Genomic DNA, 25,133 nt, shown 5'->3' on the forward strand with positions numbered 1-25,133 from the left:
TTCAGTTTTGTCATAATAATAGAAAAAGGAGATTGATAGTTTTGAATATTTTATCAAAGGATATGAAATATGAAGAAATCACGCAAAGTATCATTGCAAACGAAAATAGTAAGCTTAATTATTACGTTAATTTTATTTGTCGTTCTCCTATTAGCAGGAATATTTGTTTACATTCAGTCCGTTGATACGAAACGTCAAGTGGAACAGCTAGCACTGCAAACGGCTAAATCTCTTTCTTTTATGCCAGCTATAAAAGATGCTTTTCAATATAACGAACATAAAAGTAGCATTCAATCCATTGCGGAACAAGTTCGTGAGCAAGCTGGTGCGGATTATGTAATTGTGGAAGATCGCTATGGGTTTATGTATTCCCATTCTAATTCGGAGTTGATTGGTACAAAGAGTAACAATCCATATAACTATGAAGCACTCACTTTTGGAGGGTACTATACGCTTGAAGGAAATGGTGTAAGTGGTCCTGCTTTAATGGCAAAGGCACCTATTATTGTTCATAACGGAGACTACGATCAAGTTGTAGGCGTTGTGACAGTAGAGTTTTTAATACAAGGTATTGAATCTAACATATTGAGCAGAACGAAAGAAATTATCCTCTTTTCCTTAGCGGTATTATTAGCCGGAATTGTTGGTGGCATTCTTTTAGCACGTAGCATTCGTAAAGATACACTCGGTTTAGAGCCCAATGAAATCGCAGCGTTATACCGGGAACGAAGTGCGATACTACTATCTATAAAAGAAGGAATCATCGCCATTGATCAAAACGGTTTTATTACGATGATGAACACCTCGGCAGAAGAAATGCTTCATGTAAATGATGATTATATGCAGCAGCACATTTCAAAAGTTTTACCTGATTTTAATATGGAAAGAGTGCTAGAAACCGATCAAGAAATCGCATTTCAAGATAAAGTGTTTATTTTAAACATGACGCCGATAATCGAAAACAACAGTACGGTAGGTGTTGTATGTAGTTTTAGAGATAAAACAGAACTGCAAAACCTTGTGAACACAATATCTGAGGTAAGAAAGTATTCAGAGGACTTACGTGCTCAAACGCATGAATTTACAAATAAACTTTTCGTCTTATCAGGATTACTTCAGTTAGGGCACTACAAAGAAGCGATTGAATTTATCCAGCAAGAATCTACTATTCATCAAAGCCAAAATCATATTTTATTTCATCAAATTCACGATGCAAAAGTACAAGCTATTTTATTAGGAAAAATCGGAACAGCATCTGAAAAGAAAATTGATTTTCATATTGAAGGAGATAGTGCGCTTCATCCGTTACCAGACCATATAAAAGTTTCGCACCTTATTACGATCGCTGGAAACATAATCGACAATGCATTTGATGCGGTGAGTGAACGAGAGGAAAGGAATGTTTCCTTCTTTGTTACGGATATTGGGCACGATATTGTGTTTGAAGTAATAGATAGCGGGATAGGAGTACCAGCAGAAAAAATAAGTACCATTTTTCAAAAAGGGTTTTCGACGAAAGGAAGAAATCGTGGCTACGGATTAGCAAACGTGAAAGAAATGGTAGATTTACTAGGGGGAACAATTGAAATTCAAAACGAGAAAAATGGGGGAGCGATTTTTACAATTTACCTCCCGAAAACATTGAGAGAAAGTACATGACAAACAGGGGGATGGGCATATGTTGAAGGTTGCAATTGCAGAAGATGATTTCCGCGTCGCGCAAATTCAAGAGGAATTTTTATTAAAAATAAAGGACGTAAAAGTGATTGGAAAAGCATTGAACGCGAAAGAAACGATAGAACTACTACAAAAGGAAGAAATCGATTTGCTTCTATTAGATAACTATTTACCAGATGGAATTGGTACCGACTTATTACCACAAATTCATGCTGACTTTCCAAACGTTGACGTCATTATGGTAACGGCGGCGAATGAAAACTATATGCTAGAAAAAGCAATTCGAAATGGCGTAAGCAACTACCTTATAAAACCGGTCACGTTAGAAAAATTTGTTCGCACAATTGAAGACTATAAAAGAAAGAAGCAACTATTACATAGTAACAATGAAGTGAATCAAACACTCATCGATAACTTCTTCGGCACTTCGCAAATACAAGATATGAAAAACTTACCGACAGGTGTCGATCCATTAACACTGCAAAAAGTGAAAGGAATTATAAAAGGATTCGAAGAGGGAATTACAATAGAAGAAATGGGAGAACAAATGGGAGCTTCCAGAACAACCGCAAGAAGATATTTAGAATACTTAGTAGCGACAAACGAATGCACAGTAGAGTACACATACGGCATTATCGGACGACCAGAACGAAAGTATCGAATAGGACGAGGACTATGAAAAAACGATTATTACTATGTATATGGATTATGACAGGAGTAATAGCTGGTTGTTCCTCGGAAAAATCCCATACGAATACAGTGAACATCGACAAAGTAGAAATCGTTGCGCCGAACGTTCAAGGAGCAGGATGGGATTTAACAGCGCGAGCGATGCAAAAAACGCTGACAGAAGAAAAAATCTTCACAAAACCAATCATAGTCACAAACAAAGTAGGAGGAAGCGGTGATGTCGGATGGAAATATACGAAACAAAAAGGCGGTCATATACTAGCGATTAACTCCAGCTTACTCATAACGAACAACCTACTAGGCCACAGTAAACTAACATATAAAGACTTCACCCCGCTCGCAACACTCGCATCGGACTGGGAAGTTGTTGTTGTATCAAAAGACTCAAACATAGACAACGCAAACGAATTAATGGAACAACTAAAACAAGACAAGAAAAACTTCAAAATCGGCGTTGCCCCCGGCCTAGGAAACGACGATCACCTATCCTTCGTACAAGTAAGCAAAGCCTTCGGCATAAACCCAGCGGAACTACAATTCTTCGTCTACGAAAACAAAGAAAAAATCATAAACGCCCTAACGAACAAACAAATAGGCGCCGCAACCATGACCCTATCCGAAGCCGAAAAACAATACAAAGCCGGCAAAATAAAAATATTGGCCGTATCCGCACCAAAACGGCTAGACCGACTACCAGAAATCCCAACGTGGAAAGAACAAGGAATCAACGTCATATTCCAGCACTGGAAAGGAATTATGGGACCAAAAGATATGACGGGGGAAGAGGTTGCTTATTGGGATGATGTGATTAAGAGGATGGTGGAGAGTGAGAGTTGGAAGGGGATTTTGAGGGAGCGGGGTTGGGAGAGTTTTTATAAGGATAGTGGAGGAATAAAATTGTTTCTCGATAAGGAAAATAAAATGTATGATGAATTGAGGAATGTAAGAGGAAAGTAGTGAACCATATAATGTTAGTTCCTTTTGTGGGTGTTAGCATTAGGATGAAGAAAAAATTGAGCTTGATTGGTCGAAAAAAGATTAGTTTCCTTAAAAATTAAAGTGAATTTCTGATTTTTTGTAATAATTATTCATTCATTATGTTCTTTAATTAAGACTAATAATTTATTGGTTAAAGGGAAGCAGTGTATATTGATAATTTCACTTGTTATTTGTCTATGTTTGTTATGGTGTGTAGATATAAAAATATATTATTGTTATAAATTTTACATAGCATGTTAGCTCTCATGAAAATTGGTAAAGTGAGTTAGTCTTTGGTATAATTTAAAAACAAAAAAGAATCGTTCTTTTCGATTGAGTTGGTCATAAAGACTTGATTATTTTAAAGAGAACGATTTTTTTTTATGTAAAAAAGTTATAAAGTATGTTATCAACAGTTATAGGATAGGGAAATATATGAGTTATCTCTATCGTCAAAATATAGAATGTTTTTTATTTTTCTATGATAATTAACGATTTTGTGAAAAAGGGTTAATTGAGCTGAAATAAACTAATGATTTAGTAATAAATATTTTTAATAAGAAGGAGAAGTACAATTGAAAGTTATTGATTTATTTTGCGGTGCTGGAGGATTTTCAGAAGGATTTGAGAGAGCTGGTTTTGAAATAGTTAGAGCTTATGACATTTGGGCACCTGCAATTCTGACACATAATCAAAACCATGGGAATGGTAAGCAGATTGCTTTTAAGGGGGATATTTATGAAATATCCATGTTAGATAATGACGAATTTGAGAAATGGATACCAGATACAGAGGTTATAATTGGTTCACCGCCATGTATAGCTTTTTCAAACTCGAATAAATCAGGAAAAGCGGATAAGACTGAGGGAATAAAGCTAATTGAGGCTTTTCTGCGGATTGTTGCAAGAAAGATGAGCAAGCCTAATAGCAAATTAAAATATTGGGTTATGGAAAATGTAGAAAACTCTTTAGGATTTGTAGAAGATAAGTATACAGCTGAGGAGTTAAGTTGGCCTGAATTAGGAGATTTCATATTAAATGTTCCCCAAAAAAGAATATTTAATATGAAATACTTTGGGGTTCCTACAAATCGAAAGCGTTCTATATGTGGTCTGTATCCAGATTTACAAGAATTAAATGGAGAGAATGATATCATTACTTTAGGAGAAGTTCAAAAGGCTTTAGGTAAGCCAGCTCCTTTAAGCTACTCTAATTCTTCTGAAATGGTTAAAGATCCTATTTATGGAATTGAAATGCTTAGTAAAGAATTAACAGATCATCACTATGTTAAAGAAGTGCCTTATTTTGAATGGATAAAAGCCAAGCGCCAAAAACGTGATAAGGGCTATATGGGGAAAATGGCATTTCCTGAGAATAAGGATAAACCTGCGAGAACAATTATGGCCACCTTGTCTGGATCTTCTAGGGAATCTATGATATTTGATTTAGAAGGTTCCGAAAAAAGGTACAGATTCCCAACTATTCGAGAAGTAGCGACATTAATGTCATTCCCTATCGATTTTCGATTTTACGGGGATAGTGATTCTGTAAAATATAGAATGATTGGCAATGCAGTAACTCCAAAATTTTCTTACGAAATAGCAAAGGCTATTCGTGAAAACTTAAATTACCAAATGTCTAACGATAGATTTTCAGTTCGAAAATACTTTAATAAGGATATACTTTTTACAAATTTAAATGGGACTGTTTTTGATTTAAAGAAAGAAAAACCAAAAAAGTTTGAATCAAAGTATAGTTATCATGTACCATATATTATAGAGAAATCTTACAGAGTTGGTTTAGAAAACCAATTTTCTAATGGGACTGTCCATTGGAAAACAAAAATTCATTATTCTCAGGGGAAAAATGCCAAAGTATACGAAAATATTTTCGTGAATTTATGTTTATACGAGCCAGAGGAAATGTTAAAAATAACCAAATTTGCAAAAGAATATATTCGAGAAACTTATTCTTTCAACAATATCCAAATCCAATATTGTAAAACCGTAGAAGATAGAGATGGTATTGGGCCGGATGAATTATTACAAGCTATTAAGGGCTTTGTAGAATCGAATAATCAATTTGATAGAGTTGTGTTTATTAAGGAAATAGGTAAAGAAATTTCTATGAAAATTGTTACATCATACTATCTGTTAGAAAATATTTTAAAGGGGATTGAAGATGGTAACTAAAACAAAAGCATTAAGTGAAGATTTAAGAATAGAGAAACTAAATGAAATCAAACAGAGTATACCAATTATGACCGGTGTAAAGCTATTTTATAAGGGACAAGAAAGAAAATTTAATGTTTACCAAATACCTTTGGAATATTTGGTTTATAACCCTTATAACGGAAGAATAGGTACGAAAGTAAAAACGTTTGAGGTAACTTCTCATAAGTTAAATCCTGAAAATCAGAATGACATTTTTATCATCGAACAATTTTTGTGGGATTCGAAGCATGATAGAAATAAAAAAACTTTAAAAAGCCTTTTGAAAATTGGTCAGCAAGAATATGGGATTGTAACCAAAAATGGTTATATAATCGATGGCAACCGTAGAGCTTCTCTTTTAAATAAAATAAATAATAATAAAGAGGAATATAGTAAAAATTATGATGTAAGACCTTGCAGTTACTTTAATGCTATTATTCTCGATGACAATGTTGGTCAAAAGGAAATTCTCCAACTTGAAACTATGTATCAAATGGGACGTGAGGAAAAACTAGATTATAACGCTACTGAGAAATATTTGAAATGCCAACAGTTAAAAGAAGTGGGATATTCAATTGAAGAGATAGCAGATATGATGGGAGAAGGAAGTTCTAAGAATATCCAGAAGTATTTGGATATATTAGATTTAATGGATCAGTATCTAGATTACTATGGCTATAATAATATGTATGCAATGTTGGACAAACGAGAGGGGCAGTTTGTAGATTTAAATAATTATGAAAAAGCATATAAAAGTCGAAGTGGAAACGCAAAAACGAACTGGAATCCTCAAGATGATGATATTTCTGAAATGCTGCAAATTAGTTTTGATTACATCCGTGCACAATATGAAGGGAAAGAATTTAGAAATATAGCTAAAAATGGGAAGTCAACGGTTCCTCAAAGTTTTTTTGCTTCCCAAAAACTTTGGCAAGAATTTAGAGATAAGCATTTTGAAAATGTTGAAGTAATTGAAGAAGATCCTATTGATGTGTTTTTGTCGAGAGCGAATAACGATGAAGAAATAATTGATAGCTTAACTGAACGTGATGAAGAATGGGCAAAGAAAATTATTAATCCGATAAAAGAAAATTTAAAATACAGTAAAAGTAAGTTAGAGAATATTCAAGAAGCTGACAAACCATTAACATTGTTAGAACGAGCTAAAAATGCGTTATTAGAAATTGATGAACATCAGGAAAGTTTATATAGTGAAGATGTATTAGCAACAATTAAAGAAATAAATAATTTAGCTTATAACCTTTCTAAAACGGTTAAGAAACAGCTAAATCAGACGGTGTAAATGATATGGAAAATTTTAAAATTAATTCTCTTAAAGAAAGTTATTTACTATCGAGTAAAGATACTAAAAAGCTTAATAAGCGTATCATATTCCATTTAAAGAGAGCTTTTGATGCAATTGAGACTGAAAAAGGTCTTGAAATCCCGAAAAATAATGAAAATGTTATTTCTGAATTGAATGATTATTTATCTAAAAAACAAATTAGTTTACTCTTAGATACAGAAGCAGATCATACATTAGTTAATCTGTATCAAGAAGAAATGAATTTTAAGGAGTTTTCAAATAAAGCAAAAGATATTTGGAATAGAGATGTAAATGAAGAAGATTTTCAGAAATTTTGTGAATCATTAAATGAAAATTTAGTACGCACTTTATATCCATTACAGTTGTTGGCTGCATATCACTTAGCTTTTTCTCAGAATGCTTGTAATTTTTCAGTTCCGGGAGCTGGTAAAACAAGTGTAGTCTATGGAGCATATAGTTATTTAAATTCACTAGATATAACACATAAACAATTTGTAAATAAAGTACTTGTGATAGGACCACTAAGTTCCTTTGGCCCATGGGAAAATGAATTTAAAGATTGTTTTGGAAGAACGCCTGAAGTGAAAAGGCTTTCAGGTGGGAACCTCTCAAGTGAATTAAGAAAAAGATATTTTTTTAGTAGAGATACAGCTGAATTAACTTTAATTTCGTACCAAGGTATTATTAATCAAAAGAAAAATTTAGAGTTCTTTTTAAAAAATAATGACGTAATGATCGTACTTGATGAAGCGCATAAAATAAAAAATACAGATGGAGGTAGTATAGCGGAAACTATACTAGAGTTGGCTCCGTTAGCTAAAGGTAGGGTAATTTTAACTGGAACTCCTGCTCCTAATGGATATAGGGACTTATATAATTTATTTAAATTTATTTGGCCTAATAAAGAACTAATAAATTATAGTTTAAATCAATTGGATGACATGACAGAAAATCCTCGAGACCCTAGAATACAACTGTTAATTGATGATATATCTCCATATTTTGTAAGGATCAAAAAGAAAGATTTAGGTTTGCCTGATAAAGTGGAAAATCCACCTATTGTGGTACCCATGGATAGTACTCAAAAATTAATCTATGAGACCCTAGAACAAAAGACTATTAAAGATTTAGTTGATAATGACGTAGGTCTAGTAGATGAGTTTAAAAAAGCTAAAATAATTAGGCTAATGCAAGCAGCAAGTAACCCATATTTATTATTAAAGCCAATTCAAGAAGGAATTTCAGGCATAGATTATTCTCCAAAAACATTTGATGAAGAATTAATTAATACCTTGATTAACTATGAGCGAACAAATTCAGTTCCTCCTAAATTTGATGCTGCTTTAAAATTAATTCAGGATTTAATTAGAAGAGATGAAAAGGTAATTGTTTGGGCTATTTATATAGATACTGTTGAAAGATTTTCAGATTATCTTCTAGAAAACGGAATAGAGTGTAAAATTTTATATGGGAAAACTAAGGTAGAATCAGAAGGTTTAGATGAGGCTGTGGAAACTAGGGAGAAAATAATTAGGGAGTTCCATAGTGATGAGTCTGAGTTCAAGGTTATCATTGCGAATCCTTTTGCTGTAGCAGAATCTATTTCTTTACATAAAGCTTGCCACAATGCAATTTATTTAGAACGAAACTTTGATGGGGCGAGATACGTTCAATCTAAAGATAGGATACATCGTTATGGATTAGGTATGAACACTATAACAAACTATTATTATCTAATAACCGAAAATTCGATTGATGAAGTGATTGATGATAGGCTGATTGAAAAAGAAAATTTAATGATTCGTGTAACTGAAAACTCTGACATACCCTTATTCCAAGTATTGGATGAAGAGATTGATAAAAGTGATATTAAGGCGTTGATTGAAAACTATGCTAGCAAAAATCGTTAACTGTCGGGCATATGCTGATTTGCATAAATGTATATTGGTGCTAAATGTTTTAAAGTCAGAGTATAGATCTTTTCAAGAATTGCATACATATTTTTCAAATGACATAGTGATAAATATGAATTTAGGGGATACCTTAAGGTTATTTGAGGTGCTAGGATATCTTTTCATAATTGAAGAAAATGAGATTAAGAAGTATAAAGTTATAGACACTGAGTATAGTCATAGCTCTATAATAAAAGATATTTTAAATTTATTAATCAAAAATAAGGTGTGTGAATTACATAGGATTGATTTCGATTTTTATATTAAAATTAATCAAGAGTTCTATGCACTTCGAAATTTATTATTACTCTCAGAATCTATAATGAAATCTCAAATAAAGCAATTTTATCGGATTGATGGTATTTTTTCAGATTACTTGCAAAAATTCTCGCGGAAAATTAGCAAGGAGCAATTCTTAAAGCAATTAGAAAAGCAAAATGAGTTAGGGGAGCAAGCTGAAAAGTATGTTTTAAAACTAGAACGTAATAGATTTAATTTTTCACGTGAAATTAGGCATGTCGCGCTTGACGATAATAATATTGGATATGACATAATGTCTTTTATAGATAATAAAAGTGATGAGTATGATAAATTTATTGAGGTTAAATGTTATTCAGATTATGTAAATAGGTTCTTTATAAGCAGAAATGAAATAGCACAATCTAAAAAATTAGGAGAGAATTATTTTTTGTATCTCGTAGATTCCAAATTTGATTCTTCGCCTATCATTATACGAAATCCTCATAAGTATATCTTTGATAATCTAGAAATAGGTTATGAAATTGAAAGTATTAGTTACAATATTAATCATGTTATTGAACGGCTAATTAAGTAAGTGATTTAAACTGAAAGTATTTTTAATAAAATGATGAGTAAAAGGAATCCTGATAAAATTTATTAGGATTCTTTTATAAATTCTAATAGGGGTACACGAGGCTGTATAGAAAAATAGAGTCCATGCTAGAAGGAAAATCAAGTTTGTGAACAAGAAGTGGAAAATGTGGTGGTTTCAAAAAAAGTTTATTTTCGATATTCTTAACATTACATTATTTATAATTTTGTTTATAGAATATTAATGTGATTTAGTGGAGTATTGTTAATTGGAATATCATGATGTGAAACAAGACAATGAATGGAAAATTGTTCAAGTTAACCTTATAAAAAGGAGAACTTCTATGGATAACCTGTTTAGAAATGAACTGAAAAAATACGAGGGGTACGAGGGTTTAATTTGGCTTGTATGTAAAAAATTCAAAAATGCGATTACTTATTTTGATGTTATTAACTGGTTAGAAAATTTTAAACCAGAAGAATATGATGCAGCTTTGAATATTTTGAAGAATTTTACTTTTTTCGGTGATCTGGATATAATTGAAGCATTTAATGATGAGTTTACAAATATCTTAGAAGATTTAAATGAAAAATCTGATATTTATATTATCTCTGTTGGGAAATATGGAAAAAGTGGATCGGCAATGATTTATTTTTTAAATAAAACAGACGCTTATAAAAATAAAATGTTAATTAAAGGTAGTTGTGGAGATATATTGAATCATCAGTTTAAAATTATAACTAATACCGAAGAATTAGTTAATGAGGTTAATGATGATAGCGGTAATAATAAAGTGGTAGTTATGATTGATGATTTTTTTGGGACTGGAAATTCGGTAATCGATTTTTATTATGGACGAACGAGTGTAAAAAGAAAAGTCTCCCTTATCAATTTGCATGAAGAATTTAATAAACTTTCAAGATACCCACAGGTGAAATTCTTATCAGTAGCTGCTATGTCTAGGGCAGTTGAAAATATAAAAAAAGAAATCCCTAGAAGTGATTTGTACTGTAAATATATATTTAATAGGGCATTCGAAATAAATGGATCACCATTTGGTTATAGACCTAAAATGAGAAGTGTAAGGCAATTATGTTACTCTTATGGAGAAGGACTATATAAACAAGGGCCTCTTGGATATAAAAATACACAATCATTGATAGCGTTTTCTTACGGGGCGCCAAATAATACATTGCCAATTATTTGGGCAGAAAAACAAAATTGGTACCCTATTTATCCTAGGTTTTATAAACATAAGATGGAAAAAGCAAAAAAATTTCGCAAGGAAACAGCATTTTATTTAAGTTTTGCCCAATCCATTGGAGTAAAAAACATCGATAAATTTTTATCGGGACGAAGAAATTTAGGTTGGAAAAAAATTACTTTTGTTCAGAAGACTGATTTTCTAACGTTTGGTCTACTAAGATTGTTGAGAAAAAGAAAGAGTAGAATAGTTATATGTCAGTTATTGGGTATTTCTTTGTCTGAATACGAAGAAATAATAAATGGCGCAAAACAAAAAGGGATGCTTAACAATCAAGGGGATTTAACTAAAGTAGGAGATATGCTATACTTTGAAGTTGTAAAAGAGATTAAAAAAATTAAAAAAACATCGAAAGTGGATAGGGAAAAACAACCAATAGTTTATTTGCCAGATTCTTTTGAGGGGAAAACATAATGGTTAGAGTTTTTCACGATCAAACGGTTTTATCTGTTAGAGAGTGAGGCCAAGACTATTTGGCTTGGCTACTGATAAAGTTACTTTATAACGACCTGGTACATAACACTCCCCTTGGTCGGTTATGCACTATCTCGCTCGCGAGTTCTAGATTTAAGGAGGTAACCATTATGAATTTTCCCCGTGATGTTTTTGAACAACAAGCACGCAAAGAAGGTAAATCAGATTCTTATATTAAATCAGCATTAGTTTATATAGATCGATTAAATAGTATGGAAATTCCAGTAATATTTTCACTAAAGCATTTGGCACTTATTTTGGATTTCCCTTATAAAAAAATATCGGATATGGCTAATAATCCTAATACATATTATAGTACTTTTAAGATAAGAAAAAAAAGGGGTGGTTTTAGAGAAATTCAAGCCCCACAGCCCGAGATGAAGATAATTCAAAAATGGATATATCAAACTATTCTTAAAGAGATACGTACTGATTCAAGTTGTATGGGTTATTCGAAAGGGAGCTCAATCAGGGAAAATGCGAATGTTCATAAAAATCAAGAAGTAATACTTCGTGTTGATATATATAAATTTTTTGAAAATATATCTTTTAAACAAATCTATTATGTTTTTAAAAGTTTAGGTTACACAAAATATGTGGCAATTGACTTAGCAAAATTAACAACAGTTAAGTCAGAGGGAAGTAATGTTCGATATTTGCCGCAAGGTGCACCAACAAGTCCTGCTCTTTCAAATTTAGTGGTAAGGAAATTAGATAAACGTTTAAGGTCTCTTTCGAATAAGTTACAAGTGAATTATACAAGATATGCTGATGATTTAATTTTCTCAGGTGAAAAGGGATGCTTGCCTCAAATAGGTCTAGTTACGAAAATAATCAAGGATGAAGGATTTAAGATAAATCCAAATAAGACTGCTATTCAAAAAAAAGGGAATAGGCAGATTGTTTTAGGTTTGAGTGTTACTAATGGGGTTCATATTCCAAAAAAATATAAAAAAGAAATTTGGACTCATTTAAAATATTGTAAGAAATTTGGACCGATAAAGCATTTGGAAAATATCGGAGAATCAAACAAGGCTGCATATAAGGATTGGTTATTCGGAAAGATTTGTTATGTAAAATCTATAGAGCATGAAGTTGGAAAAAAAATGATGGCGGCGTTTAATGATATTAGTTGGCCATTATAATAAAACATAGTTGTAATTGGAAATAAACATCTTTCTGTATTTTTTAGATTTTAGTTTTTGATTTTTTTTGATGAGTGTAAAGCCTATTTAAAACATATAATACAGTTTAATAAATTAATTTAGATTTCCTGGTATGATATAGTAAAATGAAAGAAAGTAAATAAATAAATAAATAGGTATCGAATTTAATTATATTAACTCATTCTGAATTCTTTCCAGTAATAACTATGTTGAGTCTACTATAATTAGAATGATTTTATTAGATTTGCGATGTGCAACTTGTTTATAAGAGTGATTTTGTGACAGAAATATTAATACATATTTTGGTTGCTTTACTGGATAGATAAAGAAAGCAGTAGTAAATTAATTAATACAATGACAAAATGGAGTGGTAGTTCGAAAGATTTGCTATTATTTGATGAAAACTTCTTTTCTCTAAAAATGAATATTCGAAAAGAAGACGAAATCATTTTGTTTAAATGCACGATGGAAATATGTGAGTATCGTCTTCATACATATTTTGAAAGAAGGACAGCAACGTTGAAATGGGCGTTGCTGTTTTTATATGACTGGTAAAATAAGGAGAATGGGGGATAATAACATTTGTTCATGAAATCAGGATAAAGAACTTTAAAGATTGTAGAGTATTGAAAAGCATTTAGTAGGAGTTTAAGGTTTCTTATTGATGTTCACTAGTATTGTATGTTCTTGATACTTTTTAATAGAAGTAGAAAAGTTTTTGGGTGGAGGAGTGGGTGAAGTAGGAGGTAGCCCTATTTTATTAGAAATTATGTTTATTTTTCTTTGCAAATTTTTCTTTTGTAGGGGAGTGAGGTAATTAACAAAGTTATGACAGCAAATATCTGTTAACTTATCAAACAGGTAAAGAGCTTTATCAAATACATGTTTGTGTATTAAGGGGCTGTATTGCTGTTTTAATAATCTTGTAAAAATAATATCTTTAAGTTTGTTATTACTTGAATTCTCATCGTTGATCATATCGTTAATGCAATCTCTTTGTAAACTTTTTGAGGATTTATTAAATTCATCTAACGTGGTAAGTTTTTTTATACTTTCTACATTGTTAGCATTTAGGCTACGTATTCCTTATTTTCAGGATGTATATTAGTTAAATGGTGAATCTCAGTTAATCCATGTCTTCCAGCTCCAGATTGTTCAGCTCTAATTTTCCAGTGAGTGTTAACATCTTTGCCATTAATGTATTTTTTTACAGTTTTTTTTGTATGTTACATTGCTTAGCTATATCTTCTTCTGTGTAACCATAATCAAGTAAAAAACTAATCATTCGTTCCAGCTCATAGCCTGTTTTTTTCTTGGATTTTAATTCAACACGGAGACGTTTTAGAACCCTAGAGTCTTTTGAGGTGAGTTTTTCCACTTTGCATGTTACGAATGGAACATTTAAATGTTTTAAAGCCCAAAAACGACGATAACCCTCGACTAATATAAAACAATTAGAATTTTTTTCTTCTACAATAAGTGGTTCTATTAATCCATTTTGTTTAATGCTTGTAGCAAGACTAAAATCTTCTAAATTCTTTCGGAATTCGTCTTCTAGTTTAATGTGTTTTAAAGGGATGTTTTTAAATTTCAAAATAAACCACCTACTTGTTTTAGGGTTTTATTAATGAATATTCAATAGGTAATTTGTACGGTTACTTAACTTATAAATTTATTGTTGCAGGTATTATTAAGAGAATGAATACTTTTAAGATACTAAAAAGAAGAACGAGGCACCTTCCAAAACAGAACGTTCCTAATCAAACTAACCGACACCAAGCCCCTCCCATACCCCTACCAAGCCCCTACCAAGTAATAAATCACTAAGAAAAAACACAACAAAACAAAAACACCAACAAACACCGTAGTAGGAGTCGAAAAAAATTTTTGAAATAACACGCCAAAAAACCAGACCTCCTTCCTATATATAGTACAAAGAGGGATTTTTCATTTTTGAATGGAGACAGGAGGAATTAGGATGGCGGTGTATCGTAATGTGCAGGTGAATTTTTGGCAGGATGATTTTGTTTTGGATTTGACGCCGGAGGAGCGGTATTTTTATATTTATTTGTTAACTTGTTCGAAGACGACGCAGTGTGGGATCTTTCCTTTTCCGAAGCGGTTAGCTGAGATGGAGACGGGTTATAACCGGGAGACTGTTGATAAGCTCTTGCAGCGTTTCATTGATTATGGAAAGATCCTTTATGATGCGGAGACGCGGGAGTTATTCATTTTAAATTGGCTTCGTTATAATCCTGTGACGAATACGAATGTGGAGAAGTGTGTGCTCCGTGAGCTTAAGGGTGTGAAGAATAAGGAGTTTGTACATATGTTTTTGCAGAAGTGCGTAGAGGAGGAGCTGAATGTTCCGATGCTTTTAGCACATTTCGGTATGCCTAGTGATATGACTATGGATGATGTTGATCCAGTTTGCGAGGAGGCAGAGAAAGAAGAGGATATAGAGGAAGAAACGGGAAGTAAGGTGTTCACGTTTTATGAGCAACATTTTGGTAGTTTGTCTCCGTATACGGTAGAGGAATTGAATGCGTGGATGAATGATTTGTCAGAGGAGCTTGTGCTGAAGGCTCTTCAAATTTCGTATGAGAATAAAAACCGAAAGATGGCTTATGTGAAGGGGATTTTGCGGGGATGGCACGGGAAAGGATTTACGAAAGTGTCTGAGGTTGAGGCGGATACGGCAAGGTTTCGAAAGAAGGAGTCGTCTGTTAGTAGCGGAGAGACGGAGAATTTTTTGGCGAAGTGTGAGGAGTGGGAGAAGAATAAGCCGTCAGAGGAAGAGTTGCAGCGCTTTTTAGCGGAGCGCGGGTGGCGGCCGTGAGTATTCAAAATGTGGAGGCGGAAAAGACGGTGCTAGGTTCTCTATTACTTGATGGAGAGCTTATGAAGGAGTGCCGTTTGAAGGAGAACTATTTTTCTATGCCCGTGCACAAGTCTATATTTCAGTTAATGCGAAAAATGGAAGAGGAAGGGCAACCGATTGATCTTGTGACATTCATTTCTAGAGTAGATCCGAATTTTTTGAAGGGGATCGGAGGAATGGAGTATTTTATAGGATTAATGGATGGTGTGCCTACAACTAGCAACTTCTCTTATTATGAGGGGCTTGTTAGAGGTGCCTGGAAAATGTATCAGGCGGGTGTTCTCGGGCACAAGATGGGAGAGCGTCTTATTGCGGAGAAGAATGAGAAAGTTATTGGTGAGACGATTACGGCACTTTGTGAGTTAGAGGAAAAGGACTGCGTATGTGAGTTTGATTTGAAGGATGCGTTAGTTGGTTTGTATGAAGAGCTTCATCAAGATGTGAAAGAAATTACAGGTATTGAGACTGGTTATACATCGCTAAATAAGATGACGTGCGGATTGCAGGAAGGTGATTTTATTGTCCTTGGTGCGCGCCCTTCTATGGGAAAGACTGCGTTTGCGTTAAATGTTGGACTGCATGCGGCGAAGTCTGGAGCGGCGGTTGGATTGTTTTCGTTAGAGATGAGTAGTAAGCAATTGTTAAAAAGAATGGCTTCTTGCGTAGGGGAAGTGTCAGGTGGTAGGCTGAAAAATCCGAAGCACCGTTTTGCGATGGAAGACTGGGAAAAGGTGAGTAAGGCGTTTGCGGAAATTGGGGAATTACCACTTGAGATTTATGATCATGCAGGTGTTACGGTGCAAGATATTTGGATGCAAACTCGTAAGTTAAAGAGGAAGCATGATGATAAGAAGCTTTTAGTCATTGTAGATTATTTGCAGCTTATTACGGGAGATCCGAAGCATAAGGGCAATCGATTTCAGGAGATTAGCGAAATTTCACGTAAGCTTAAGTTGTTAGCGCGTGATTTAAATGTTTGTGTAGTAGCGCTATCGCAATTGTCTCGTTCCGTAGAGTCCCGGCAAGATAAGCGTCCTCTTTTATCTGACCTAAGAGAGACAGGACAAATTGAGCAAGATGCGGATGTTATTATGCTTATGTATCGAGAGGATTATTACGATAAGGAAACGATGCAGAAAGAGATGACGGAAATTCATGTGGCGAAGCATCGGAATGGACCTGTGGGGAGTTTTAAGCTGAGATTTTTGAAGGAGTTTGGGCGGTTTGTGGAGAGGGTGAATTAGTGGGAAGGAGAAGCTTGTGTTTTGAAGAACGGAGTAGAAGCGGCTTCAATTATGAAAGGAAAAGAGAAAGGGAAGATTGTTCGTTTAATAATTGGAGGAAATACAGATCTTAAGACGGAAAATTTGTATATTATTTTCATTTTCTTTAGCGGTTCTGGTGCAAAGATAAAATAAAGCACTTCATTCATATTTGTATAAGCTAGAACATTGTTAACGCGTATCCCTATCCCGTTTAAAGCAGGGAGAACCATCGCTAAAAATAGATTAGGTTATTACAAGGTAAAGGGAGTCCATTCTACTGGATTCCCTTTATTATTTCTTCTTTAATATCAACATGAATGTTTAACAAATCGTATTACTTAAAAATCTTTCGCAAAATATTAATTTTGTTCCTATACGGTGGAAATAAAAACCCTAAATCTATCCTTGAGCTTTTCTTTAAAATGCTTTTACGATGTGTAAAAGCATCAAAACTATGTTTCCCATGATAGGAGCCAAATCCTGCAGTTCCTACTCCGCCAAAAGGTAGGTGGAGATTAGCCATATGTGACATTGTATCGTTGACGCATCCTCCTCCAAAAGAAATTCGTCCTAATACCTGCTTTTCAACATTTTTGTTTTCAGTAAACACATACAAAGCTAACGGTTTGGGTTGGGTGTTAATCGTATGAATGACTTCATCTAAATCATTGTAATCCATAATTGGTAAAATTGGCCCGAAAATTTCTTCTTTCATAGCTGCATCATCCCATGATTTTACTTCAAGAAGTGTTGGTTCAATATATAAATGGCTTCTAGATGAATTTCCACCAAATACTATATAATTTTTGTCTTGCTCTAATATAGAAAGAAGTCTATCGAATTGTCTCTCATTAACAATTCGACCATAATCATTGCTTTTTAATACATCTGATCCATAAAAGTTTGTAATGATTTCTTTCATTTTCGAAATCAGTTTTACTTTGATAGATTTGTGTGCAATAACATAATCAGGTGCAATACAGGATTGGCCAGCATTTATGAATTTCCCCCAGATAATGCGCTTGGCTGCTATATTGAGGTTAGCGGTTTCATCGACAATAGCGGGTCCTTTTCCACCAAGTTCTAATGTTACTGGTACAAGATTTTTCGCCGCAGCCTCCATGACAATTTTTCCAACTTGAACGCTACCAGTAAAAAAGATGTGGTCAAAAGGTGCATGAATCAATAAAGAAGTTATTTCCCTGCCTCCTTCAATTACACGAATGTATTGCTTATCAAACGTTTCACTTATTATTTTGTTCATTACAGCTGAAACATTTGGTGCATTTTCTGAAGGCTTGAGAACTACACAATTTCCTGCTGCAATTGCCCCAATGAGAGGTTCAATTAATGATTGAAATGGATAATTAAAAGGACCAATAATTAGCACGGTACCATATGGCTCTTTTATTATGTAGCTTTTGGATGGTGCAAAATGAATAGGGGTTTTTACTTTTTGAGGTTTCATCCACTGTTTTAGATATTTCATTATAAAATTGATACTGTTAAATGCGAAACCAACTTCTGCAGCGTATGCTTCAAACTCGCTTTTGTGTAAATCTTGATATAATGCGCTTAGCACTTGACTTTCATATTTTTGAATAGAATTTTTTAGCTTTTCTAACTGTTTAAGCCGAAATTGAAGACTTCTTGTATGATCATGATGGAAAAATTGTCTATGTTCTTGAATAAGTTGTTGTATATCATCAACCATTAGGAAATCCCTCCAATAGTAAGAAAATATTCACATACCATGTCCATCAATTGTATAAAGCATTTCATCCACATATCCTATTTACTAATGCATTCGTTTGTTGATAAAAGTTACTGTTAAACTAAGGGTGATAATCTTTGAAAATTTCTCCTGTAGATCTGACGTTTTTTTGTTTACGTAAGTGGGATGTATTGGACTATAAATTATTATTAATTATCAGCTTTTGATGAATTAGAATTGTTTTCTAAAAAATAGGGGGGGCATTATTATTAATCAAACTTTATTCTAAACTAATATCAGCAACAGGAAATAAAATTCCTGTCGCTGAATAAAAGGCATAGCACAGTATGCTTCAGTCACCTGAATATTCTTCTGAGGGACAGATATTCACTTAGAAGTACACTTAGATTAAGAGAATAATACAAACGAATCCTCTTAATGTGGATGTGTAGTTATTTATTTTGGTAAAATATCTATTCCATATTTTTCTTGTAATTTACCTTTAGCAAACCTTTAAAATCCAACTCAGCAATCAACACACTCAACAATATAAGTGTTGCTCCTAAGTATCCTTTTCCGGTAAGTGTTTCACCTGTGAAAACGAAAGCAAAGCCTGCTGAAAAAACAGGTTCTAATGAAAAGATAAGGCCTGTATGTGTAGGCGTCGTGTATTGCTGGGCGATCACTTGCACGATGAATGCGACTGCGGTACAAAATATGCTTAAGGCTAAGATAATTAACCATGAGTTGGTTGTGCTAGGAAGTTTTGGCGTTTCTATAATGAATGAAAATATAAGACTAAATAGACCGACGAAACCGAGTTGTATGACTCCAAGTGCAATGGAGTTCACATGTTTCGTTACGCTTCCGGTAATGATGACGTGAATGGCATAAAATAAGGCTGACAGTATGCAAAATATATCGCCGTTACCGATTTTGAATTCGCTCGTTAATGTTAATAAGCCGATTCCTATTATCGTTAAAATGATTCCTACTATAACTTTCTTTTCCGGAATGTGTTTCAAAAATATAGCTGATAATATCGGAATGAAAATGACTGTGAGACATAGTAAGAAACCAGCATTAGAAACACTCGTATACTTTGTGCCGAAAGTAGCGAAAATGTAAACGATAAATAAGACAGAAGCGAGTATAAATGCATATTTTACCGTTTTAAAATTGATTTTGAATACATGTTTGTAAAATATTAAACCTGATAAAAGAAAGGCAATAATAAATCGTAATGCGATTAAATTGTATTCTTCTATGCCTTCGAGTCCAACTTTTGTAAGTAAGATAGATGCACCCCAAAAGAATGTAACTAGTAGTAGCCCTAAATCTGCTTTTAATTGTAGTTTCATTTCTATTCCCTCGTTATGTATAAATTTTATAATTCCATACCCCTATCCCCATTATTTATTTTAATATTAATTCTGAATATTTGTAACTTAAATTTATCGACGTTTTATTCCAGTGGTGAAGCCTTTTTATCCTATCTTGAAGAGATTTAGTAGCGTGATAACTTCGGAACAATTAGGAAGAGCGATGGTGCGAGTTGGGAAAGAGAGATATTCTCATTCGATTATTGAAAGTTCGGATTTGAAGCGGATCGGTAAATGATAGTATGTATATAAAAAAAGCCTATTTCATATAGGCGTTTTTTGATGGGGAAATTATTCCTTTTCAAACTGAAAAATATCCCGGTTAATGAGTTGGTGGAGATATTGGTCCATTTCAGCAGCAGAAACGCTTCTTTTATTTTTAAACCACCATGCGCTTAATGAGGTGATTGCCCCTGAATAAAATTCAATGATTAGATCATTTGGCATCGTATGGTTTTTGCACAGTTGATTTAACGCTTCTACTTCTTGTTTTCTTGTTTCGTGACTTAAATACTGTGTCCGGTTAATAAATTGTTCATCAGACATTTGTATCTCTAATATTTTACCGATTTCTTCATGATGTAGGAATTGTTCCATTACTTGAAATGGTTTACTTAATCGATCTGAAACCGGTATTTCAGCAATCATCTTGCCGTATCGTTTAAATCCAAATGTTAATAAAGCATCTTTATCTTCAAAGTGTTTATAAAAGGTTGTTCGGTGTACCATCGCACGATCACAAATTTGGTTAATGGTGATGGAACTATATTTTTGCTTTGATTGCGTCATTAATTCGAATAAGGAATCCCATAGTAATTTATGTGTACGTCTAATACGTAAATCAAGTTGTTTTTCATTATCATTCATCTACAATTCTCCTTTTTTGTAGATTAAGTATACAATGGCTGAAAATTGATTCTCCCTTTTTAATCTACATATGTATATTATATTACATGTGTTCTGGTGTATTTAAAGTTTTTTTAGTAAGAAACAGGAGGAGAATCTGCAAATGAATATGACAACTAAGAGCCCTGCAAGTGGCAAAGTTGATACTTCTAATATAAAACATACCCCCATTTTAATTGCATTACTTCTAGGGGCAATGGTTGCATTATTAAATGAAACGTTACTTGGTAATGCATTAACGGTATTAATGAAAGAATTTGACGTAACAGCTTCAACGATTCAATGGCTTTCTACAGCTTACATGTTGGTGGTTGGGGTTTTAGTCCCAATTACAGCATTACTTCAGCAATGGCTCACAACGAGACAGATGTTTTTGATCGCTATGGTAACATTTTTAGTCGGTACATTAATTGCGGGATTCGCACCGACATTTTCTGTTTTATTAGTAGGCCGTATCGTCCAAGCTGTAGCGACCGGGTTAATTTCACCGTTATTAATGAATACGATTTTAATCATTTGTCCGCCTGAAAAACGTGGTGCCACAATGGGATTAATCGCACTTGTGATGATGTCTGCTCCGGCAATTGGTCCTACATTATCTGGAGTAATCGTTGACTCACTGAACTGGCGCTGGTTATTCTATATCGTTATTCCTATCGTGATCATTTCAATTATGATTGGGATGAAGTACATTCAAAATGTTTCAGAGTTAACAAGGCCAAAAGTAGATTATCCATCTATCCTTTTATCGACATTAGGATTTGGTGGGCTTGTGTATAGCTTTAGTGCATCGGGTGATTTAGGATGGTCTGATGCGAAAGTGTATGGCACTTTACTTGTTGGGCTTATCTCATTATTCATTTTTGTCGTTCGACAATTAAAAATCGAGAATCCAATTTTAGAACTACGTGCATTTAAAGTTCCGATGTTTACATTATCGGTTGGATTAATTGTCATTGTGATGATGTCGTTATTTTCAACGATGACTTTATTACCGATGTTCTTGCAAACAGTTTTACTCGTTACAGCCTTTAAATCAGGAATCATCATGCTTCCAGGAAGTATTATTAGCGCCATAATGGGACCAATCGCGGGTAAACTATTTGATAAATTTAGTCCGAAAGTTATTATCGTTCCTGGCATTGTGTTAGTAGGGATTGCAATGTTCTTATTTAAAGACATTACGCCTGACACATCAATGTTACAAATTATTGTCATGCATAGCGTATTAATGGTTGGACTCATGTTTGTCATGACAGCACAAACATACGGCTTAAATCAATTAACACCAGATCTATATCCGCACGGAACAGCGTTGTTTAATACGTTACAGCAAGTAGCTGGCGCAATTGGTACAGCTATATTTATATCGAAAATGTCTTCAGGAACAACTCAGTATATGGAAAGCGTAGCAAATCCAATGGACCCAGTGGAGAAGTTAAACGGTTTAACGTCAGGGTTCCAAGGTGCATTTGCACTTGGATTAATCTTTATTGTTGTTGCTTTTATCGTATCGCTATTCTTAAAAGAAGAGAAAAAGGGAGTAGAAGTAAAGGGGGTTTTACAGAACGAAAATTAAGGTTTATATAAAAAGACATCTTTACGATTAAAGATGTCTTTTTATATTTCTTTCGTAATAATAGTTCAAACAGCCGAAGGAAATGTGGTGTATGTATTATCTGTTTTTTAGTAAGAAGAACTATTGAGAATAACGATGTAAAGCTTTACTAATAACTAAAAGTCCAATAATGAGGGAAAGTGTTCTTATAATAAGCTCTGCAACTAATAAATCACCCATCGTTTTAGTGACATCATACATAGTCCCTGTAATGAGAATAGGTGCGATCATAATGGTAATGCCAATTACTATTTGAAGAAGTAAATTCACGTTTTTACTCAAGATAATCACCTCTAAAAATATTATAAAATAAAATATTGAATTTTCTGTATCATATATTTAGTATACTGTGTCGAATTAAGATTATGGTAATGTTTCTAAAGTAAAAAAGAGGTGTCACATAGTTATAAGGTGACACCTCTTTGTAGCTAGTATAAATTAAAGATGCTTCAATAATATAGCGATCTGGGGCATCACCGATGTAGTTAAAGGGGTAACAAGTTGTTAATGTTAGTTTCTCTTTTTTTACAATGACAGTTCGATCTTCTGCATCTGTTATCCAATGGGTATTAACCTTACATTTCCTCCGTAACATCATACCGCAACAATTGCCCCTGATCATAAAACTTCTCAAAAATAAGGCCCATTACATAGAAGAATACTAAACCGAAGCAAATGTGAATAAGTGTGAAAGTAGCTCCAAATGAAGAAAATTCATATACGATAATTGGTAATTTTGCAGTTGTCCAAACGCCTAAGAAAAATACGATGTATTTAATGCTCGCCCCTTTTTTCAAAAGTAATGCGGCGATTGGAAAGGCGACGTAGAGGGGGCCAGCTGCAATTCCGCCTAATAATAGAGAGAATAAGATACCATATATGCCCGATTTTTCGCCCATATATTTCATTAACGTTTCTTTCTTCACCCATTGATCAAGTAATCCTACAAATAGTAGGACAGGAGGAAGGAGAAACAGCATATCTAAAATGCTATTCCCTGTTAGTTGTAATGCCGCCTTGCCTAAAGATTGATTTATAAAAGTTAATATAAAGAGCCCCAGTAGTAAAACGAAAAAGAAGCGATATCTTTTTAGTTCGTTCATACCATCACCACCCAAATAATATAGGAGAATAGGAGAGACATGAGCAGAGCAGATGCATTACGTGCGTAAGCGAAGCTTCGCCCAAATATCTTTTGTTCCATCGGCATAGTTGTAAGCCCTACTGACATGAGTGTAGACATAAGTGCCGCAACTTGAGGAAGACCTGCACCATGTTGAACTAATGTATTTCCAAGAGGGAATACGACAAAGCTTGGGATGAGTGCCACAGAACCGAGGATTGCAGAATAAATAATACCTAACAATCCAGACTGCTCTCCAATGATGGAAGAGATGAAGGACGGCGTTAATACGGAAAGTGATAAGCCAACGAAAAGCATGATGGAGAGCATGGCAGGTAGAAGATTGCGAAACATTTTCCATGACTTAAATAGAGCATCTTTCGTTTTATTACGATCTTTCATAAAAGAAATTCCCGTAAGGACAATGGCTAAAGTGTAAAGGATCATACCGTTAATCATGATCGGATTCCTTTAAGTCTGTATATTTGTCTAGGAAAAAGGATAAGTTCTTCATTTTTTCTTCAATATCCATTTGAAAATCTGCTAATTGTTCCTTTCCAGCAGGGGTAATTTTGTACATCTTTCTCGGTTTATCTTGATGAGCTGTACTTACATAAGATGCAATCGCACCTTCGTTTTCTAATTTCTTTAGTGTGCGGTATAGGATGGCGCTATCGATTGGATTGACCGGAAGTTCTTCTTCACACTTTTGCAATAATTGCCCGCCATAGTGATCCCCCTCGGCTAGAAATAATAAAAGGAATGCCCCTGTATGTCTTCCTGTATGTTTCATAAATAGACCTCCTAAAATAGATTATTTTACTGTTAATGACAGTATACTGTTGTTAACAGTATATGGTGAATGAAATGCTATGTCAATTTTAAAATGTGCAATTTTTGAGAGGGAAAATAACAATAAATATGAAACAAACAATACAATGGGGGTGCACTTCATTGTGAAAGTAGCCTTTAGTGCTGGGAAATTACTATATGAAGTAATATGTATGTAGAACATAAAAAAAAAGACACTCTCAAGAGTGCCTCTCCTTAGCAGCCGAATCCGCCGCCCCAACAGCTAGCTCCAACGATGATTAATAAAATAAAGAGTACAACAAGTAGGGCGAATCCGCCACCGAAACCACAGCCTCCACCACAACTACCGCCATAACCCATATTAACTCCTCCTTCCGTAATGGATTTAATTCACTTTATGTTTTTACGGATAAACTTGAGCAGGTCCTTTTGAAAAATAAAAGTACTTGGGATTTTATAAGAGTTGACGAACTTATTTTTGTCACCGGTATTTCGTCGTTTACATATTGTATTTTATTCTGTGTATTGGGAGAAGGAGGATCTTTATGGCTAATTCTGAGATGATTTTACGCTTACTTACAGATTTAAAGATTGAACAGCAAGCTTTAAGAGAACAGTTGGAGAAAATGCAAACAGCTTTGACTATTCTTGAAGAAAAACCAAATACTCCTGAAGAGAAATCAACTATTATTGAAGAAAAACCAGCTGTTACAAAGCAAAGAGCTTATTCTGGACGCCCAACATCTTTTCGTGATTGGAGAGCATCAACTCAAAAGAATTCATAAAAATATAAGAAAAGAAGACACCCATTAAGGTGTCTTCTTTTCCTTGTACAATCCAAATGCGATTAGAAGGTAT

Annotated in this window: 22 protein-coding genes and 3 pseudogenes; 15 read left to right on the forward strand and 10 right to left on the reverse strand. The window is 33.8% G+C overall.

Going from position 1 to position 25,133, the window contains the following annotated elements; translation table 11 throughout:
• Window positions 1-69 precede the first annotated feature (69 nt).
• The 10 genes and pseudogenes from F0362_RS04875 to F0362_RS31345 form a co-directional block, all read left to right on the forward strand.
• A complete protein-coding gene (locus F0362_RS04875; protein WP_149889681.1) occupies window positions 70-1,659 on the forward strand; it encodes an ATP-binding protein in 1,590 nt (529 codons plus the stop codon).
• Between the two features lie 19 nt (window positions 1,660-1,678).
• Complete coding sequence (locus F0362_RS04880; RefSeq protein ID WP_000921508.1) at window positions 1,679-2,356, forward strand: response regulator; 678 nt, start codon at window positions 1,679-1,681, stop codon at window positions 2,354-2,356.
• On the forward strand, window positions 2,353-3,324 hold the full coding sequence (locus F0362_RS04885; RefSeq protein ID WP_149889682.1) for a tripartite tricarboxylate transporter substrate binding protein: 972 nt from the start codon (window positions 2,353-2,355) through the stop codon (window positions 3,322-3,324). Before F0362_RS04880 ends, F0362_RS04885 begins: the two co-directional genes overlap by 4 nt.
• Before the next feature lie 596 nt (window positions 3,325-3,920).
• Window positions 3,921-5,537: a DNA cytosine methyltransferase gene (locus F0362_RS04890; RefSeq protein WP_000862952.1), complete on the forward strand. Its 1,617-nt coding sequence runs from the start codon at window positions 3,921-3,923 to the stop codon at window positions 5,535-5,537.
• Entirely contained in the window at window positions 5,527-6,861 is a 1,335-nt protein-coding gene (locus F0362_RS04895; protein WP_000256855.1) for a hypothetical protein, read from the forward strand. Before F0362_RS04890 ends, F0362_RS04895 begins: the two co-directional genes overlap by 11 nt.
• A gap of 5 nt (window positions 6,862-6,866) precedes the next feature.
• Window positions 6,867-8,795, forward strand: coding sequence for a DEAD/DEAH box helicase (locus tag F0362_RS04900; RefSeq protein ID WP_002155259.1), 1,929 nt, complete (start codon window positions 6,867-6,869; stop codon window positions 8,793-8,795).
• Window positions 8,776-9,672, forward strand: coding sequence for a protein NO VEIN domain-containing protein (locus F0362_RS04905; protein ID WP_000879938.1), 897 nt, complete (start codon window positions 8,776-8,778; stop codon window positions 9,670-9,672). The genes F0362_RS04900 and F0362_RS04905 overlap by 20 nt, the downstream gene beginning before the upstream one ends.
• Window positions 9,673-9,937: 265 nt before the next feature.
• The gene (locus F0362_RS04910) at window positions 9,938-11,347 is read left to right on the forward strand and encodes a phosphoribosyltransferase-like protein (protein WP_000455702.1); all 1,410 of its coding nucleotides are present in this window, start codon (window positions 9,938-9,940) and stop codon (window positions 11,345-11,347) included.
• A gap of 170 nt (window positions 11,348-11,517) precedes the next feature.
• Window positions 11,518-12,552, forward strand: a complete 1,035-nt coding sequence (locus F0362_RS04915) for a reverse transcriptase domain-containing protein (RefSeq protein ID WP_001010748.1) — start codon at window positions 11,518-11,520, stop codon at window positions 12,550-12,552.
• A 342-nt stretch (window positions 12,553-12,894) separates the two neighbouring features.
• Window positions 12,895-13,128: pseudogene (locus tag F0362_RS31345) on the forward strand (hypothetical protein); the annotation flags it as partial.
• Window positions 13,129-13,221: 93 nt separating this feature from the next.
• Here F0362_RS31345 and F0362_RS31350 read toward each other — a convergent pair.
• Window positions 13,222-14,167, reverse strand: a pseudogene (locus tag F0362_RS31350) (ParB/RepB/Spo0J family partition protein).
• A gap of 384 nt (window positions 14,168-14,551) precedes the next feature.
• Here F0362_RS31350 and F0362_RS04930 point away from each other — a divergent pair.
• The 3 genes from F0362_RS04930 to F0362_RS30445 are packed head-to-tail and all read left to right on the forward strand — an operon-like array spanning window position 14,552 to window position 16,872.
• A complete protein-coding gene (locus F0362_RS04930) occupies window positions 14,552-15,412 on the forward strand; it encodes a DnaD domain-containing protein (RefSeq protein ID WP_149889683.1) in 861 nt (286 codons plus the stop codon).
• Complete coding sequence (gene dnaB / locus F0362_RS04935; protein WP_139380009.1) at window positions 15,409-16,698, forward strand: replicative DNA helicase; 1,290 nt, start codon at window positions 15,409-15,411, stop codon at window positions 16,696-16,698. The genes F0362_RS04930 and dnaB overlap by 4 nt, the downstream gene beginning before the upstream one ends.
• 21 nt (window positions 16,699-16,719) lie before the next feature.
• The gene (locus F0362_RS30445; RefSeq protein ID WP_000788475.1) at window positions 16,720-16,872 is read left to right on the forward strand and encodes a hypothetical protein; all 153 of its coding nucleotides are present in this window, start codon (window positions 16,720-16,722) and stop codon (window positions 16,870-16,872) included.
• A 181-nt stretch (window positions 16,873-17,053) separates the two neighbouring features.
• Here the strand turns inward: F0362_RS30445 and F0362_RS04940 are convergent, their stop codons facing one another.
• From F0362_RS04940 to F0362_RS04955, 3 genes are all read right to left on the reverse strand, one after another.
• The gene (locus F0362_RS04940) at window positions 17,054-18,433 is read right to left on the reverse strand and encodes an aldehyde dehydrogenase (RefSeq protein ID WP_149889684.1); all 1,380 of its coding nucleotides are present in this window, start codon (window positions 18,431-18,433) and stop codon (window positions 17,054-17,056) included.
• Window positions 18,434-18,906: 473 nt separating this feature from the next.
• On the reverse strand, window positions 18,907-19,794 hold the full coding sequence (locus F0362_RS04945; RefSeq protein WP_000776049.1) for a DMT family transporter: 888 nt from the start codon (window positions 19,792-19,794) through the stop codon (window positions 18,907-18,909).
• Between the two features lie 312 nt (window positions 19,795-20,106).
• Window positions 20,107-20,682, reverse strand: coding sequence for a TetR/AcrR family transcriptional regulator (locus tag F0362_RS04955; RefSeq protein WP_000999298.1), 576 nt, complete (start codon window positions 20,680-20,682; stop codon window positions 20,107-20,109).
• A 142-nt stretch (window positions 20,683-20,824) separates the two neighbouring features.
• Here F0362_RS04955 and F0362_RS04960 point away from each other — a divergent pair, with 142 nt between their 5' ends.
• Entirely contained in the window at window positions 20,825-22,300 is a 1,476-nt protein-coding gene (locus F0362_RS04960; RefSeq protein ID WP_098015954.1) for an MDR family MFS transporter, read from the forward strand.
• A gap of 120 nt (window positions 22,301-22,420) precedes the next feature.
• On the opposite strand, the gene F0362_RS04965 is transcribed toward F0362_RS04960, so the two are convergent.
• The 6 genes and pseudogenes from F0362_RS04965 to F0362_RS04990 all read right to left on the reverse strand — a co-directional run bounded on the left by F0362_RS04965 (window position 22,421) and on the right by F0362_RS04990 (window position 24,635).
• On the reverse strand, window positions 22,421-22,621 hold the full coding sequence (locus F0362_RS04965) for a hypothetical protein (protein WP_000042281.1): 201 nt from the start codon (window positions 22,619-22,621) through the stop codon (window positions 22,421-22,423).
• A 154-nt stretch (window positions 22,622-22,775) separates the two neighbouring features.
• Window positions 22,776-22,916 (reverse strand): annotated as a pseudogene (locus F0362_RS30450) (sortase); the annotation flags it as partial.
• Window positions 22,915-23,442 carry a permease gene (locus F0362_RS04975; protein WP_001004197.1) on the reverse strand — a complete coding sequence of 176 codons (528 nt, stop codon included), beginning with the start codon at window positions 23,440-23,442 and terminating at the stop codon, window positions 22,915-22,917. The gene F0362_RS04975 and the pseudogene F0362_RS30450, both read right to left, overlap by 2 nt.
• Complete coding sequence (locus F0362_RS04980; RefSeq protein WP_000606978.1) at window positions 23,439-23,921, reverse strand: hypothetical protein; 483 nt, start codon at window positions 23,919-23,921, stop codon at window positions 23,439-23,441. The genes F0362_RS04975 and F0362_RS04980 overlap by 4 nt, the downstream gene beginning before the upstream one ends.
• Complete coding sequence (locus tag F0362_RS04985) at window positions 23,914-24,255, reverse strand: PadR family transcriptional regulator (protein WP_000683177.1); 342 nt, start codon at window positions 24,253-24,255, stop codon at window positions 23,914-23,916. The genes F0362_RS04980 and F0362_RS04985 overlap by 8 nt, the downstream gene beginning before the upstream one ends.
• A 254-nt stretch (window positions 24,256-24,509) precedes the next feature.
• Window positions 24,510-24,635 carry a YjcZ family sporulation protein gene (locus tag F0362_RS04990; RefSeq protein ID WP_000540377.1) on the reverse strand — a complete coding sequence of 42 codons (126 nt, stop codon included), beginning with the start codon at window positions 24,633-24,635 and terminating at the stop codon, window positions 24,510-24,512.
• A 185-nt stretch (window positions 24,636-24,820) separates the two neighbouring features.
• Here F0362_RS04990 and F0362_RS04995 point away from each other — a divergent pair, with 185 nt between their 5' ends.
• Window positions 24,821-25,060, forward strand: a complete 240-nt coding sequence (locus tag F0362_RS04995) for a hypothetical protein (protein WP_000013684.1) — start codon at window positions 24,821-24,823, stop codon at window positions 25,058-25,060.
• Window positions 25,061-25,133: the final 73 nt, after the last annotated feature.

It is taken from the genome of Bacillus sp. BS98, from assembly GCF_008432245.1.
Classification (GTDB): domain Bacteria; phylum Bacillota; class Bacilli; order Bacillales; family Bacillaceae_G; genus Bacillus_A; species Bacillus_A toyonensis.

Bases quoted from the DNA above. Each gene is read 5' to 3' on its own strand.
- F0362_RS04875 (WP_149889681.1), top strand. From the start codon at position 70: ATGAAGAAATCACGCAAAGTATCATTGCAAACGAAAATAGTAAGCTTA.
- F0362_RS04880 (WP_000921508.1), top strand. From the start codon at position 1,679: ATGTTGAAGGTTGCAATTGCAGAAGATGATTTCCGCGTCGCGCAAATT.
- F0362_RS04885 (WP_149889682.1), top strand. From the start codon at position 2,353: ATGAAAAAACGATTATTACTATGTATATGGATTATGACAGGAGTAATA.
- F0362_RS04895 (WP_000256855.1), top strand. From the start codon at position 5,527: ATGGTAACTAAAACAAAAGCATTAAGTGAAGATTTAAGAATAGAGAAA.
- F0362_RS04900 (WP_002155259.1), top strand. From the start codon at position 6,867: ATGGAAAATTTTAAAATTAATTCTCTTAAAGAAAGTTATTTACTATCG.
- F0362_RS04905 (WP_000879938.1), top strand. From the start codon at position 8,776: ATGCTAGCAAAAATCGTTAACTGTCGGGCATATGCTGATTTGCATAAA.
- F0362_RS04915 (WP_001010748.1), top strand. From the start codon at position 11,518: ATGAATTTTCCCCGTGATGTTTTTGAACAACAAGCACGCAAAGAAGGT.
- F0362_RS04930 (WP_149889683.1), top strand. From the start codon at position 14,552: ATGGCGGTGTATCGTAATGTGCAGGTGAATTTTTGGCAGGATGATTTT.
- F0362_RS04940 (WP_149889684.1), bottom strand. From the start codon at position 18,433: ATGGTTGATGATATACAACAACTTATTCAAGAACATAGACAATTTTTC.
- F0362_RS04945 (WP_000776049.1), bottom strand. From the start codon at position 19,794: ATGAAACTACAATTAAAAGCAGATTTAGGGCTACTACTAGTTACATTC.
- F0362_RS04955 (WP_000999298.1), bottom strand. From the start codon at position 20,682: ATGAATGATAATGAAAAACAACTTGATTTACGTATTAGACGTACACAT.
- F0362_RS04960 (WP_098015954.1), top strand. From the start codon at position 20,825: ATGAATATGACAACTAAGAGCCCTGCAAGTGGCAAAGTTGATACTTCT.
- F0362_RS04975 (WP_001004197.1), bottom strand. From the start codon at position 23,442: ATGAACGAACTAAAAAGATATCGCTTCTTTTTCGTTTTACTACTGGGG.
- F0362_RS04980 (WP_000606978.1), bottom strand. From the start codon at position 23,921: ATGATTAACGGTATGATCCTTTACACTTTAGCCATTGTCCTTACGGGA.
- F0362_RS04985 (WP_000683177.1), bottom strand. From the start codon at position 24,255: ATGAAACATACAGGAAGACATACAGGGGCATTCCTTTTATTATTTCTA.
- F0362_RS04990 (WP_000540377.1), bottom strand. From the start codon at position 24,635: ATGGGTTATGGCGGTAGTTGTGGTGGAGGCTGTGGTTTCGGTGGCGGA.
- F0362_RS04995 (WP_000013684.1), top strand. From the start codon at position 24,821: ATGGCTAATTCTGAGATGATTTTACGCTTACTTACAGATTTAAAGATT.